This is a genomic window from Oleidesulfovibrio vietnamensis (genome assembly GCF_055388115.1).
The window spans coordinates 370,587-384,861 of sequence record NZ_AP042419.1; the positions used below are offsets into that span (position 1 = coordinate 370,587).

Genomic DNA, 14,275 nt, shown 5'->3' on the forward strand with positions numbered 1-14,275 from the left:
AGGGAGTGCGCTATGACAACGGATGATGACGGCGGACGGAACGGAAGCCGCGATGACGGGACCTGCCCCGTACCGTCCCGGCCTTTTTCGCTGCGCAGTCTGCAGCACGGCTGGCGGACTTTGCGGTCGGGGCGTCTTGCCAGGCTGGACAGCCATCTGCCCATGCTGCTTATGGCCGTGCTGGTGGGGGTGCTGGGCGGATACGGCGCGGTGCTGTTCAAGTTTGTCATCAAAGGTGTGCAGTTTCTTTTTTACGGAAACACTGCGGACTTTCTTGAATTTCATGACTCGGTGCCGTACTGGGCGGTCATTGCCGCTCCTGCCGCGGGCGGGCTGGCGGTCGGCTATCTTGTTTCGCGTTTTGCCCGCGAGGCGCGGGGGCACGGCGTGCCGGAGGTAATGGAGGCCATTGCCCTGCATGACGGGCGTATCCGCAAGCGGGTGGCGCTGGTCAAGATTTTTGCCTCGGCCATCAGCATAAGTTCCGGCGGCTCGGTGGGGCGCGAAGGGCCCATCGTGCAGATAGGGTCGGGCATAGGGTCCACCGTGGGACAGATGCTTAAAGTGGGCAGGCCCCAGCGGCGTACTCTGGTGGGCTGCGGTGCTGCCGCGGGCATCGCCGCCACGTTCAACGCGCCGGTGGCCGGTGTGCTGTTCGCCCTTGAACTGCTGCTGGGTGATTTCGGTCTGGCGGCGTTTTCTCCCGTGGTGCTTTCATCCGTGGTTGCCACCACCATTTCACGCCATTATTTCGGCGACTTTCCCGCGTTTGTGGTGCCCGGCTACGAAGTTGTCTCGCTGTGGGAGTACGGCATCTATCCTTTTCTGGGCATTGTGTGCGGCGCGGTGGCGGTGATTTTTGTGACGGTGCTGTACCGTACTGAAGACCTGTGCGAGGCAGTGCGCCTGCCGGACCCGCTCAAAGCCTGTCTGGGCGGAGCCGCCGTGGGGTGTATGCTGTTGTGGTTTCCTCATGTTTTCGGTGTGGGATACGGCGGCATCAACCTTGCCCTGCAGAACGGTCTGGGGTGGCAGATGATGCTGCTGCTTGTGGGGGTTAAAATCATCGCCACGTCTGTAACCATCGGCAGCGGCGGGTCCGGCGGGGTGTTCGCTCCTTCGCTTTTCATAGGTTCCATGACCGGTGGTTTTTTCGGCTGGGCCGCGGGGCAGCTTTTTCCCGGTATAACGGCATTGCCGGGCGCATATGCGCTGGTCGCCATGGGCGGTCTGGTGGCCGGCACCACCCACGCTCCCATTACAGCCATTCTGATTATTTTTGAACTGACAGGCGACTACCAGATAATTCTGCCGCTTATGGTCACCTGCATACTGGCCACCGTGACGGCTTCCACTCTGAAAGACGGCTCCATTTATACCATAAAGCTGCTGCGCCGCGGGGTGGATATTGCCGGCGGCATGGAGCAGAACCTGTTACGCAGTCTCAAGGTGGGCGAATTCATGCGGGCGGACCCGCCCACCATATGGGAAGGCACGCCGCTGCATGACGTGATTCTGGCTTTTCGCCAGCGTGATGTCTCGTACCTGCATGTGGTGGACAGGGAGGGCGGACTGAAGGGCATTATTTCGTTCCGCGACCTGCGTGCAGTGCTGGCGGATGAATATCCGGCGCGCCTTGTCATTGCCGGCGACATAGCAACCACGCGTCTTGTCACGGTGACGGAGGGCGATTCCATACAATGCGCGCTGGGGCGGATGAGCCGCAGCGGCATAGCCCAGCTGCCGGTTGTGGAACTGGGGGATGCCCGCCGGTTGAAAGGCATACTGAGAGAAAAAGATGTCATTCATGCCTATGATATGGCCGTGGTGCGGCGTCAGATGGAGCACGGTGCCCCCTAGTGCTCCGCCGGACGGTCTCTGCGTGGCGGCTGCCGCGCGGGTGCCGCTTGCGCGACCGGAATTTTTGCGCCTGTCGTTTTTAACGTAACGTGCCGAAATGTCCGTAATCCTGTCCGCAAAGGGTGCCGGAATAGTGACCGAAACCGGTGGCAAAAAAGGACTCTGACCGGAATTTTGTCTTATTTCCCGCACTCATGACTTGTCTGTGCAGCAGGAAAAAATATCCTTTGAGCGGTCGCACAGTGCGCTTGCCAACCGGCGCCCGAGTGTCTATGCAAGAGAGTTCACGCTTCAACGCTAAAGAGGATTCGATCAACCATGCCGCACAAAGGTCCCCACATTTCCATTTCTTCGGAATTTCTGGTGAACAGGGTGCTGCGGATACCCCTCGACGAGTTCGAGGACTGGCCGGAAGCCGTGCGCGAACTGGCCATGGAACTTGCCGAAGAGCTGTTCCTTGTCCGTTATAACCCGTTCATCGATGCTGCCACCGTACGCACCAGCGTGCAGGGAAAGTGGGAGAAAGCGTCGCCTGCTCTGGCCCATCATTACGCCAACACGCTTGGCGAAGGGCTGACCATGTTCTGGAGCGCCTACGACGCAGACATGGACTACCGGCAGGATCTTATCAGACGTCTTTCCCAGATTCTTCCCAAAGACAATATAGATACGCGGCCCAACTCGCTGGTGGAAAGCTCCACCGATGCCACCGACCTGCGCATGGAACTGCCTTTGCTGGTTGTTTCTCCTTCTTCCGCCGAGCAGGTAAGCGCCGTGGTGCGTCTTGCCAACGAGATGAAGTTTGCGCTTATCCCGCGGGGCGGCGGTTCGGGGCTGACCGGCGGCGCCGTGCCCGCACGCAAGCGCACCGTGGTCATGAGCCTGCAGAAGCTGTCGCGCATCCGCTATGTGGACACCGGTTCCATGGTGCTCTGCTGCGAAGCCGGTGTCATTACCTCCGAAGCCATCGAAGCCGCCAGACGCGAAGGCGTGCTGTTCACCGTGGATCCCGCCTCCAAGACGGCTTCCACCATCGGTGGAAACGTTTCGGAAAACTCCGGCGGGCCGTTTGCTTTTGAATACGGCACAACGCTGGACAACCTGCTGAGCTACCGCATGGTGACCCCCACGGGCGAGATAATCGACGTGGAGCGCAAAGACCATCCCCGTCACAAGATAATGGAAAACGAGACGGCGGTTTTTGAGGTGCGCGATGTAAGCGGCGGGGTGCGCAAGGTGGTGACGCTGCGCGGCGACCAGATACGCAAGGCCGGTCTGGGTAAAGACGTGACCAATAAAACGCTGGGCGGTCTGCCGGGTGTGCAGAAAGAAGGCGTGGACGGCATCATCACGGAAGCCTGTTTTGTTCTGTATCCGGCGCAGAAACATTCGCGCGTGCTGGTGCTGGAATTTTTCGGGCGCAGCATGCAGAACGCCATGCAGGTTATCAAGCAGGTGGTTGCACTGCGCGACGATATCCGCGTCAAGGGCGACCTTGTAAAGATTTCCGCGCTGGAAGAATTCGGCCCCAAATATGTTGAAGCCATTGAATATCAGAAAAAGTCAGCGCGGTACGAAGGCACGCCCATATCGGTGCTTATCCTGCAGCTGGACAGTAACAACGTGGATGCGCTTGAACAGTCCGTGCGTGACGTGGTGGACATATGCGGGCCCTACGACAATGTGGATGTGTTTGTGGCGCGCGACGCCAGAGAAGCGGAACTGTTCTGGGAAGACCGGCACAAACTTTCGGCCATAGCCCGCCGTACATCCGGATTCAAGATCAACGAGGACATTGTCATCCCCATTGACAGTATTCCCGATTTTTCGCTGTTTCTGGAGCAGCTGAACCTTGAATGCACTGCGCAGGCTTTCCGCACTGCATTGCAGGAGGCAGGACGCCTGCAAGGCATGCCGCTGGAAGACAGAGAGTTCAACAAGGAATTTTCCTTTGCTTCAAAGGTGGCTCAGGGCAAGGTGCCGTTTTCCGAAATTTCCGATCAGGAAATGCTCGAAAGAGCCACGGCGTTTTTTGCCCTGCTCAAGGAAAATTACCCTTCGCTGGGCAGAAAGCTGGACCGTATTGTCGCACACATGCTGGCCACGCGCATTGTGGTGGCCAACCACATGCATGCCGGCGACGGCAACTGCCATGTGAACATTCCTGTGGATTCCAACGATGCCATCATGCTGCACAATGCGGAACAGGTGGCCGAGCGGGTAATGTCCAAGGCGCAGGAGATGCACGGCGAAGTCTCGGGTGAGCACGGTATAGGCATCACAAAGATCAAGTTTCTTTCGCGCGAAAAGATGGAAAGCCTGAAAGAATACAAAGACCTTGTGGACCCGCGCAATATTCTGAACCCTGCCAAGCTGACGCAGTATGAAACGCCTGTGAAGCCGTTCACCTTTTCTTTTAACAGGCTCATTCAGGATATTGCGGGCAGCGGCCTGCCTGACAAGCAGCGTCTTATCAACCTGCTGACCAATATTCAGGTATGCACGCGCTGCGGCAAATGCAAAAACGTATGCCCCATGTTCTATCCGGAACGGGACCTGCAGCACCACCCGCGCAACAAGAACATCAGTCTCGGGGCGCTCATCGAGGCCATTTATTATTCGCAGGTCAACAAGGGCAAACCCGATTCGTCGCTGATGGCTTCTCTTAACAGGCTGATGGAACACTGCACCGGATGCGGCAAGTGCACGGCGGTCTGCCCTGTGAAAATCAACTCGTCCGACGTGGCGCTGCATCTGCGTTCGTTTGTGGAAGAGGAAAACGGCGGTTTTCATCCCGTTAAAAGCAGGGTGCTGAACTATCTGGCAAATGATCCTGCCGCGCGTGTGCCCAGAGCGGCCAAGGCTGCTGCTTTCGGACAGAAAATGCAGAACCGTGTCCTCGGTCTGGTGCCTGCCGGCTGGCGGCAGCGCGCGGAAAGTCCGTTGTTTTCCGCACCGGGGCCGGAACTCGGCTACCAGAATCTTGCAGAGGCTCTGCGGCTGGACAAAGGGTCCATTTTTGTGCCGGAAGGCCCCTCCAGAACCGGCGGCAGCGTGACGGAGGCCGTGTTCTATTTTCCCGGCTGCGGTGGCAGTCTTTTTTACCGCAACATCGGGCTGGCGGGTCTCATGCTGCTGCTCAAGGCCGGTGTGGCCGTTGTGATGCCTCAGCGGCATCTGTGCTGCGGGTATCCGCTGCTTGCCGCGGGACAGAGCGAACAGTTTTCCCGCAACCGCGAGCGTAACATAGAGGCCATGCGTTCCATGTTTGATCTTGCGGCGCAGCAGGGCCTGACGGTCTCGCACATTATCACCGCCTGCGGTTCGTGCCGTGACGGTATCACGCGTTACGGTCTGGCGGGGCAGCCCAATACGGAACTGCAGCACAAGGACCTTGTGCAGTTGCTGGTGGAACGGCTGGAACCTGTCCGCTCCGCTGCAGGACGGCGCCTTCTGTACCATTCTTCCTGCCATGCTGAATGGACGGGGGTGCACAAAGGCAAGGCCGGCGGCATCTACCGCGCCACACTGGAAGCATTCACCGGTGCGCAGGTGCAGCTTACCCCTGGTTGCTGCGGCGAGTCGGGCATGGGTGCCATGACCAGCCCGACCATCTACAACAGGCTGCGCAGCCGTAAAAAATCCCGTCTGGAAGCAGATCTTGCTGGGTATGATGCGCAGGCTCCCGTTGTGGTGGGATGCCCGTCGTGCAAGGTGGGTATAGCCAGAACGCTGATGGAACTGAAAGACAAACGTCCCGTGCTGCACACCGTGGAGTGGCTGGCAGAGTCGCAGGCAGGGGAAGACTGGCGCAAACAATGGCGCAAGCGGCTTACCGCATCGCAGGATGGCGGACCGGTGCGCATGGTGGACGAGCAGGACTAGCGTCCGGTCAGCGTTTTTGCGGTGAAACCGGAGTATATCAAGGCGCACGGAATATTCCGTGCGCTTTTTTTTGTGCCGTGCCGGCAGGTTGTCTTGTTTCCGCCGGGCAGCAGGGCGCCCGCCGCGTGTGGTTTTCTGCACCCCGTAAGGCCGTCCGTGTCTTTGTGCATGCGTGGCACCGGATGTGCCGCAAATGCCGCATACGGAGAACGGCGGAATGCCTGTGCACGGCGGCAGATGATACGCTGCGGAGCCTTCTGCGGGCAGTTGTGTGCCCTGGATGCAGTTGCCGGGCTTCTGTGGACGACAGTGCTGCAACCCGTTATACACATCGCACAATCAGCCATCATTTTTTGGCGCGCGGCCTTATCCGCGCAGGGCGTATTGCATGAAATATCTGGGTATTGATTACGGGACACGGCGTACCGGCATAGCTGTTACAGACGGCGCCGGCATGATGGCCTTTCCGCGGCGGACTATTGTAATGAGCACTCGTGATGCTTTTTTTGCAGAGCTGCTGTCGGTGGTGGAGGAAGAGCGTCCGGCCGGTGTGGTGGTGGGGTTGCCGCTGCTTGCCGGCGGTGAAGAAACGCTGATCACCCGTCAGGTGCGGAATTTTGTGGCACGGTTGCGCAGAAGAAGCAGCCTGCCTGTCTATCTGGTGGCGGAAGAACTCAGTTCGTTCGAGGCGGGTGAAGACCTGCGCGAGGCGGGGTTATCATTCCGTGAGCGTGAAGCCGTGGTGGATCAGCAGGCCGCAGTGCGTATTCTTGAATCGTTTCTGAACCTGCCGGAAGACCGGCGTATACCTTTGGAAGGATAATGAACGAGAACCCGCAGCAGGAACCGGCAGAACGGCATCCGGCGGCATCTTCCGCAGATGGTGCGCCGGAGCAGGACAACTCGGATGCGGCTCGCGGCGGTGCTGTGCGCCTGCGGCGCAGATTGCGCGTGCTGCCTGCCGCGGCGCTGGCGTTGCTGCTGGCCGTGGCGGTCTATGTGGTTCTGGATGCGTGGATGTTCATGACCACGCCGCCGGAAAAGAACGGGCGTGATGTGACCGTGCAGATACGGCCCGGTTCGACGTTTATCCGTGTGGCGTGGCAGCTCAGGCAGGCCGGAGCCATAACGGATGTGACGCGGTTCCGTCTGCTGGGCATGTACAGAAAGCAGACCGGAGCCGTACACGCGGGAGAATTTCTGGTGAATACCGGCTGGACCCCCGGCAGGGTGCTGGACGCCGTGGTGAACGGCACGCCGGTGGTTCATCCGCTGGCGCTGCGCGAAGGTTTGCCGTGGTGGGAGGTGGCCCGTCTGGTGGAACAGGGCGGTTTTGCCCGGTATGAAGATTTCAGGGCGGTTATCCACGATCCGGAATTTCTCGGGCACTGGAAAATCCCTTTCGATTCTGCAGAGGGCTACCTTTTTCCGGAAACGTACATGCTGCAGCGTCCGCCGGAGATGAACAGGGCTTCCGCCCGTGCCGTGGCGGATATGCTGGTGAGTATGTTCTACCGCAAGTCTGCATTGCTGTGGTCCGCACAAGCGCCGGAACACGAAGCCGGTGTCCGGCAGGATGAACCTCAGCCGGAAGAGCTGGGAAGGCTGGTCATCCTCGCCTCGCTGGTGGAAAAAGAAACCGGACTGCCTTCCGAACGCGAGCGCATAGCCGGTGTGTATGCCGCGCGCCTGAGGCGGGGCATGCTTATGCAGTGTGACCCCACTGTCATCTACGGGCTGGGAGAATCCTTTGACGGCAACCTGACCCGCACTCATCTGCGCGATGCGGAAAATCCCTATAATACCTACCGGCATAAAGGCCTGCCGCCGGGCCCTATCTGCTCTCCGGGGCTGGATTCCCTTGCCGCGGCGCTGCGGCCGGAACAGCACAACTATCTGTATTTTGTCTCGCGCGGTGACGGCTCTCATCATTTCAGCAGTACGCTGACAGAGCATAACCGCGCAGTACGCAAGTATCAGCTGGGCAGATAGGCGGTACCCTTTTCTCCCGTGTTCTGCGCGGGAGATTTTGTTTTTTGCAGCAGAGTACCCCGTTTTTTTCTCTTGTTTCCTGCCGGATTGCCGGTTGCGTGTGCGACTGGTGAAAGGCGGCAGCTTTTGCGGCGGCTCCCGAAGTGAAGGAGACGGCACGGACACTGCGGATGCACCGGATGTATGCTCCTGTTGAAAAAGAGACTCGCAAAAAATGTGTGCTTTATGTATAAGCGGGGAAATATGTCCGTCTGCAATGCACTGACAGGCCCGTCACAGAGAGGGCTGCAGTCTGCCGGCAGCTCTGCTGCATTTGCATGCAGTGCATGCCGCATGCCGTCAGGTAAACTGAAGGCGGACAGGAGAACTTTACTGTAAGGAGATACTTATGACAAAATGGCTGCAACTGGCTGCTGTTGCCTGTGTTATGCTGTTTGCGCTGGGGCTTGCGGGCTGCAGTGAAGAAGGACCTGCGGAAAAGGCCGGTAAAAAGATTGATCAGGCCGTGGAACAGGCCGGAGAGCAGATGCAGGATTTGAAAGACAAGGCCAAGAAGGCTTTGGAGTAAAAGAGAAAGGGCCGGAAGCGCAAGCTTCCGGCCCTTTTCTGTCGGGGCCGGTGCCAACGGGCAGGAAGCACCGGCAGGCAGAGGATGATTCCGCAGCCGCCACGGGCAGGAAGCGGTTGCGGATGACGGCGATCCTCTGTCGCCGTCCGGGTGCAGGCCCGGAGAGGAACACTCGTCAAGCCTGTTGAAGAGTGTTTGCAGAAAAATGTGACCTGCGGCGCGGTCTCCGCTGCTGTCGTTGCGGGCGTATGCCGTATGCGACCGGCATTGCCGCGGGTGTTTCAGGCGCCGGACATCCGTAGGTCTTTCCTGTTATAATAGCATGTATTGTGCCACATTAGTAATATGCTGCTTTATTTCCTTTTTTTATTTGAGAAAAAAGGCGCAAGACGCGTATTGCAAAGTTTTGATACATTCAGTATGTCTCGAATTCATATGATTTGAAACATACCGGTCCGCGTGTCTGCGGTATCTGGGAAATGCGGGGGTATAGCTGTGAGTGATCGGACTGCAAAAGGCACGGCTTCTGCTGGTGTGACGCCTCTTGTGGAGGGGCTGTTTGCCATGTCGGTGGAGGCCGGGCCGCTGCTCGATACCATTCCGCTGCCGCTGGCGGTTATTTCGCCGGAGCGTAAGGTATTGTTTATAAACGAGGCCGCGCAGGTGCTCACCGGTTTTTCTCTGGAAGAAGCCCGCGGTCTGCACTGCATGTATGTCATGCGCAGCAGCCTGTGTCCGGACAAGTGCCCGCTTGCCAAGGTGGAAGATACGGGTGCCGCTGTCTGTGTCGATGCCAACATAGTCAGCAAGGAACGCAGGAAGATTCCTGTGCGGGCCACTTTTGCGCCGGTGCTTGCGCCGGACGGGAGCATCGCCGGTTATGTGGAGGCGCTGGAAGACATACGCATCCTGCAGGAGCTTGAGATAAAGCAGGGCTGGTCGTACGGTTTCGGCGACATGATCGGGCATAGCCACGAGATGGAGCGCATCTTTCAGATGGTGCCCGGCATTGCCCAGACAGATTCATCCGTGCTGGTGACCGGTGAGACCGGAACCGGCAAAGACCTGCTGGCGGAGGCGATTCACAACGCTTCTGCCAGAGCCAAGGGGCCGTTTGTAAAAGTCAACTGCGGAGCGCTGCCCGAAACGTTGTTGGAGTCGGAGTTGTTCGGCCATAGCAAGGGGGCGTTCACCGGTGCCACGGAAAGCAAGCCCGGCCGGTTCCGCATGGCACACAACGGCACGCTTTTTCTGACGGAAATCGGTGATCTGCCGCTTTCGCTGCAGGTGAAGCTGCTTACTTTTCTGGATGATAAAGTCATTCATCCGCTGGGCAGTACCAAAGGGGTCAACGTGGATGTGCGCATAGTGGCGGCCACTCACAGGGATCTCAGGCAGATGGTGCGCGAGGGCAAGTTCCGCGAGGATCTTCTGTACCGGCTCAATGTGGTTCGCTTTCATATGCCCCCCCTGCGCGAGCGCGGTGAGGACATTAATCTTTTCCTGAATCACTTCGTGCATGTGTTCAGCGAGGAATTCGGCAAGAAAGTTACCGGATTTTCGCAGGATGCGCTGTATTTTCTGGAAAATTACGCATTTCCCGGCAACGTGCGCGAATTGCGCAATGTTGTGGAATACTGCGTCAACGTATGCGGTCAGGAAACCATAGAGGTGGAGCATCTGCCGCGGTATCTTATGGAGCAGCCGGCTGGTGTGCCTGCCGGAACGGGATACGGCGTGCAGCCTGCCCCCGAAGCGCCCCCCGCGGGCATGATGCCCCCGCCCGGCATGCCGGCACCTGTATCTTCTGCGGCGTCGGGCGCCGTCAACTGGGCCGACATGGAGCGCAAGATGATTCTGGACGCCCTGCTGCAGGCCAAGGGGCGCAAGAACAGGGCTGCGGAGATTCTGGGCTGGGCACGTTCCACACTGTGGCGCAAGATGAAGCATTACGAAATAGAATCCTCCTGATACGCAGGAGGTATAAGGAGACCGCCGGATGGTGGCCTCGGGGGTGGTGTCGGACTATGAATAAAAGGATACTGGTCACGCTGCACGGCAGCGATGTGGCTCCGCGGTTTGATCTGGCGACGGAAATCTGGCTGGGCCGTACCGGCGGGCGCAATCTGGTGGAGGAAGAACGCACCATCGTGCTGCCGCATGCTTCTGCCGAAGAGCTGTGCCACCTTATATTGCGCGAACATGTGGACGTGGTCATATGTTGCGGGATAGAAGAAGAATACTATGAATACCTTCACTGGAAGCGTATTGAGGTATATGACTCCGTGGTCGGCAGGCGCAGAGATGTCATAAACGCCTATCTGGCCAGAACGCTCCGTCCGGGGGCGGTTCTCGTTCCGCGTGGCGAATAAGGAATAAAGGGGTTGCCATGGAGCAGCAACACTGCAGCAGACAGGGCTGGCTCGTCCGGCTGTTTGACCCGCTGGGCGGCACACAGTCGTCGCAGAGGTATTATTATCTGCGGCGCAATATTATCATTCTGATTGTGTCCGTCTCGGTGGTGCCGCTGGCGCTGATGGCTGCCATAAACTTTTTCATGTATCAGGATTCGCTCAAAAATCAGGCGGAAAGCCAGGTGCGGACCCTGATAAACAAGACACGCCATTCTTTTGAGCTTTTTCTGCATGAACGGCTGGCTTCCGTGGCTTTTATAGCCGGAGCCTATACCTACGATCAGCTTAAAGATGAAAAAGCCCTGAACCGTGTGTACCACGCCGCCAAAAAAGAACTGGCCGGCTTTGTGGACTTCGGGCTTATAAACGCCAACGGCACGCAGGTAAGCTATGTCGGTCCGTATGATCTTAAAAACAAAGATTATTCCGGTCAGGACTGGTTTCAGCAGGTCCGTGTGCGCGGCACATACATCAGTGATGTGTTCATGGGATACCGCGGTATCCCGCATGTGGCCATAGCAGTGGAACATCTGGACGAAGACGGTGCGCGCTGGGTGGTGCGGGCCACCATCAACACCGACCGGTTTGAAGAACTCATAGCCGCCATGGGGCTTGGCTCCCAGTCCGACGCTTTTCTTATCAACAGGGCCGGTGTGATGCAGACCGACTCGCGGCATTTCGGCAAGGTGCTGGAAAAGGCTGCCATAACGGTGGGGCCCGGCACGCATCAGCCCGAAGTGGTGGAAAGCACCGGACTGAACGGGCAGAAGATTTTTGTGGGGCATGTGAATTTCGGCAATCCGGAGCTGACGCTTGTGCTGGTGCAGCCCATAAGTGTGGCATACAAGGCGTGGAACAAGCTGCGCATGGAAATGCTCACGTTATTTCTGGGCAGCACGGTGCTGATTGTTTTTGTGGTCTGGGCTCTGACGGGCGTGCTGGTGCGCCGCATACGCGAAGCGGACGACAAGCGTGCGGCGGCGTTCCGCGAGGTGGAACATGCGCACAAGCTGTCTTCCATCGGACGGCTGGCTGCCGGAGTGGCACATGAAATAAACAACCCGCTTGCCATCATCAACGAGAAAGCAGGGCTGATGAATGACCTGATGGAGCACGGAAACGATGAGATCATCAGGGCGAAATTTCCCGAGCTTGTGGCCTCTGTGCTGCAGTCCGTTTCGCGCTGCCGCACCATTACGCACCGGCTGCTGGGCTTTGCCCGCCGCATGGAAGTGCAGGTCGAACCGCTGGACGTCAACGAGATTGTGCGCGAGGTGCTCGGTTTTCTGGAAAAAGAGAGCCTGTACCGCAATATCAGTCTTGAACTGAATCTGGATGACGATCTGCCGCGTATTTCATCCGACCGCGGACAGCTGCAGCAGGTTTTTCTGAATATCATCAATAACGCCATAGCGGCAGTTGATAACGGCGGCAGGGTGCAGATAACCACCCGCTCCGTCGATCTGGATACCGTTGCCGTGCTGATAACGGACAACGGCGTGGGAATGTCTGATGAAGTGCTGAGTCATATATTCGAACCCTTCTTTACCACCAAGGGTGCGGAAGGCACCGGTCTTGGACTGGCGATCACCTATGGTATCGTGCAGAAGCTGGGCGGGCGCATTGCGGTTGCCAGCGAGGAAGGCAAGGGATCGACGTTCACCATTGAACTGCCCAAGCGTGCAAAGCCGCAGGAGGAGTCTTAGGCGATGTCTGAGCTGAAGGTGCTGCTGGTTGACGATGAAATTGAATTTGCCGGAACGCTGGCTGAGCGGTTGCGGCTGCGCGGATTGCAGGCCGATGTGACCACCGACGGGGAAGAGGCGCTGCGTCTTGTTACCGCGCACAGGCCGGACGTTATGGTGGTTGACGTGATGATGCCCGGCATGAACGGGCTGGACGTGTTGCGGCAGGTGCGCACAAATATGCCCGATTTGCCCGTTATCCTGTTGACAGGAAAGGGCTCTACAAGGGATGGAATTGAAGGCATGAGGCTGGGGGCGTTCGATTATCTGGTCAAGCCCATCAGCATTGACGACCTTATAGGTAAAATTCACGAAGCCGTTAACGGCGCCTGATGCTGCCCGTCGGCAGGTCGCGCGGACAGGTGCCGGCTCGTGAAAACGCGTGCCGTGTGGCAGGCACGGTACCGTAAACGGGAGGGCTCATGACGCATGAGCAAGACAAGGCGGCGTACATGGGGCGCATAACCGCGGCCCTGACGCATGAAATGCGCAATGTGCTGGCAACCATGCGCGAGTCGGGCGGGCTGCTGGAAGATGTGCTGATGATGCACAAGGAGGATTTTCCCAGACGGGAAATCTTTGAAAAAAGTCTGGGGCGTATCGGCACGCAGGCAAAGCGGGGTATGAACATATGCGCTGCTCTTTCGCGTCTGGCCCACAGCCCCGACACCCCTGTTGCCACACTTAATGCAGCCGAATGGCTTGATTATTTTGTTTTCATCTGCAGCCGTTTTGCACGGCTCAAAGAGATTTCGCTTGCCCACGGGATGACTCCTGCGGGCATTTCTTTTTCCACCGATCCCGTACAGTTTCAGATGGTGCTTTTCCACGTGATGGATGCGCTTTTCGGGGTGCTTCCTGCTGCTTCTTCCGTCACGCTGACGGGCGAGGCTGCGGGCAGCGGGCTTACGGTGCGTTTCAATGTCAGCGGCGGTCCCCTTCCGCAGCCTGACAGCTCTCCCGAACTGGCACTGGCTCAGTCTCTTCTGGCCGGTGCCGGCGGTTTTCTGCGGTCTGATTCATCAGTCGGACAAATCGAAACGTTTTTTGCGTCTTAAAATGTATTAAATCGTATCTGGCTTGGGCGCCATGATTGATTTATTTTGTTTCATCATAGTGTGTGCTTTTTTTAACAATCGGTTTAATGTACCAAGATAACTACTCACTCTCTGTTGGCACGTTCCTTGCCTTTATTTTCACAAAGACAAGGAACGATTCATGCGCAGATACACAAGCTGTCTGGAAATGCCTTCATCCTTACCGTGCCGCGGCACGGCATTGTATGCATCCGGCGCTGCAGGTTTGCAGGGCGCCCGACCGGATTCATACACCGTGGCGATGCTCCGGGAGGGTCAGGCATGAAAAACGCTGTGGTGGCTGTGTATGATTCCGACCGGCAGTTTGCGGACAACCTGACCGGAAGGCTGGCGGAGCTGGGCATAGCCTGCACCGTCTGCCGCAGTCTGGACGAGGCGCGCATGATGTTGTTTGCGCCGGAAACAGACGTGCTGGTTTTCGGCACGGAAGAGGTGGGGTCCGAGGTGATGCGGTTTCTGACCCAGGTGGGTCGTCCTGATGCCTGCGCACAGGTTATCTTGATGGTACGGAAAAATCAGGTGCGACTTTCCATTGAAGGCATGAAAAACGGAGCCTTTGATGACATCTATATCCCTTTTGCGCTGGATGCGCTGCTTGTCAGGCTGTCTCTGGCAGTGGGACAGGCAAAGCTTGCCAGACGCCGCAGACAATGCACAGGCGTGCAGCAGTCCGGCAAAGGCAGCCCGCAGGGGCGCGGTTAGGGAAAACAAGGG

11 protein-coding genes are annotated in these 14,275 nt (G+C 57.9%); all 11 read left to right on the forward strand.

What is annotated here, in order from left to right:
• Positions 1-12 precede the first annotated feature (12 nt).
• On the forward strand, positions 13-1,860 hold the full coding sequence (locus ACZ5D1_RS01620; RefSeq protein ID WP_027182488.1) for a chloride channel protein: 1,848 nt from the start codon (positions 13-15) through the stop codon (positions 1,858-1,860).
• A 318-nt stretch (positions 1,861-2,178) separates the two neighbouring features.
• Positions 2,179-5,745, forward strand: coding sequence for an FAD-binding and (Fe-S)-binding domain-containing protein (locus tag ACZ5D1_RS01625; protein ID WP_464555696.1), 3,567 nt, complete (start codon positions 2,179-2,181; stop codon positions 5,743-5,745).
• Between the two features lie 388 nt (positions 5,746-6,133).
• Entirely contained in the window at positions 6,134-6,568 is a 435-nt protein-coding gene (gene ruvX, locus ACZ5D1_RS01630; protein ID WP_011366457.1) for a Holliday junction resolvase RuvX, read from the forward strand.
• Complete coding sequence (gene mltG, locus ACZ5D1_RS01635) at positions 6,568-7,737, forward strand: endolytic transglycosylase MltG (protein WP_081701875.1); 1,170 nt, start codon at positions 6,568-6,570, stop codon at positions 7,735-7,737. The genes ruvX and mltG overlap by 1 nt, the downstream gene beginning before the upstream one ends.
• A gap of 388 nt (positions 7,738-8,125) precedes the next feature.
• Entirely contained in the window at positions 8,126-8,305 is a 180-nt protein-coding gene (locus tag ACZ5D1_RS01640; protein ID WP_011366459.1) for a hypothetical protein, read from the forward strand.
• Between the two features lie 495 nt (positions 8,306-8,800).
• Positions 8,801-10,276, forward strand: coding sequence for a sigma-54 interaction domain-containing protein (locus ACZ5D1_RS01645; RefSeq protein WP_011366460.1), 1,476 nt, complete (start codon positions 8,801-8,803; stop codon positions 10,274-10,276).
• Positions 10,277-10,332: 56 nt separating this feature from the next.
• Complete coding sequence (locus ACZ5D1_RS01650) at positions 10,333-10,677, forward strand: NifB/NifX family molybdenum-iron cluster-binding protein (RefSeq protein ID WP_273194901.1); 345 nt, start codon at positions 10,333-10,335, stop codon at positions 10,675-10,677.
• 17 nt (positions 10,678-10,694) lie between these two features.
• A complete protein-coding gene (locus ACZ5D1_RS01655) occupies positions 10,695-12,425 on the forward strand; it encodes a sensor histidine kinase (protein WP_011366462.1) in 1,731 nt (576 codons plus the stop codon).
• Between the two features lie 3 nt (positions 12,426-12,428).
• The gene (locus ACZ5D1_RS01660; RefSeq protein WP_011366463.1) at positions 12,429-12,797 is read left to right on the forward strand and encodes a response regulator; all 369 of its coding nucleotides are present in this window, start codon (positions 12,429-12,431) and stop codon (positions 12,795-12,797) included.
• A gap of 89 nt (positions 12,798-12,886) precedes the next feature.
• The gene (locus ACZ5D1_RS01665) at positions 12,887-13,522 is read left to right on the forward strand and encodes a hypothetical protein (RefSeq protein WP_464555701.1); all 636 of its coding nucleotides are present in this window, start codon (positions 12,887-12,889) and stop codon (positions 13,520-13,522) included.
• Positions 13,523-13,822: 300 nt separating this feature from the next.
• Positions 13,823-14,263, forward strand: a complete 441-nt coding sequence (locus ACZ5D1_RS01670) for a DNA-binding transcriptional response regulator (RefSeq protein ID WP_011366465.1) — start codon at positions 13,823-13,825, stop codon at positions 14,261-14,263.
• Positions 14,264-14,275: the final 12 nt, after the last annotated feature.

Excerpts from the sequence above, each read along its gene's own strand:
- ACZ5D1_RS01640 (WP_011366459.1), top strand. The coding sequence starts at position 8,126 with ATGACAAAATGGCTGCAACTGGCTGCTGTTGCCTGTGTTATGCTGTTT.
- ACZ5D1_RS01620 (WP_027182488.1), top strand. The coding sequence starts at position 13 with ATGACAACGGATGATGACGGCGGACGGAACGGAAGCCGCGATGACGGG.
- ACZ5D1_RS01650 (WP_273194901.1), top strand. The coding sequence starts at position 10,333 with ATGAATAAAAGGATACTGGTCACGCTGCACGGCAGCGATGTGGCTCCG.
- ACZ5D1_RS01655 (WP_011366462.1), top strand. The coding sequence starts at position 10,695 with ATGGAGCAGCAACACTGCAGCAGACAGGGCTGGCTCGTCCGGCTGTTT.
- ACZ5D1_RS01670 (WP_011366465.1), top strand. The coding sequence starts at position 13,823 with ATGAAAAACGCTGTGGTGGCTGTGTATGATTCCGACCGGCAGTTTGCG.
- mltG (WP_081701875.1), top strand. The coding sequence starts at position 6,568 with ATGAACGAGAACCCGCAGCAGGAACCGGCAGAACGGCATCCGGCGGCA.
- ACZ5D1_RS01625 (WP_464555696.1), top strand. The coding sequence starts at position 2,179 with ATGCCGCACAAAGGTCCCCACATTTCCATTTCTTCGGAATTTCTGGTG.
- ACZ5D1_RS01660 (WP_011366463.1), top strand. The coding sequence starts at position 12,429 with ATGTCTGAGCTGAAGGTGCTGCTGGTTGACGATGAAATTGAATTTGCC.
- ACZ5D1_RS01665 (WP_464555701.1), top strand. The coding sequence starts at position 12,887 with ATGACGCATGAGCAAGACAAGGCGGCGTACATGGGGCGCATAACCGCG.
- ruvX (WP_011366457.1), top strand. The coding sequence starts at position 6,134 with ATGAAATATCTGGGTATTGATTACGGGACACGGCGTACCGGCATAGCT.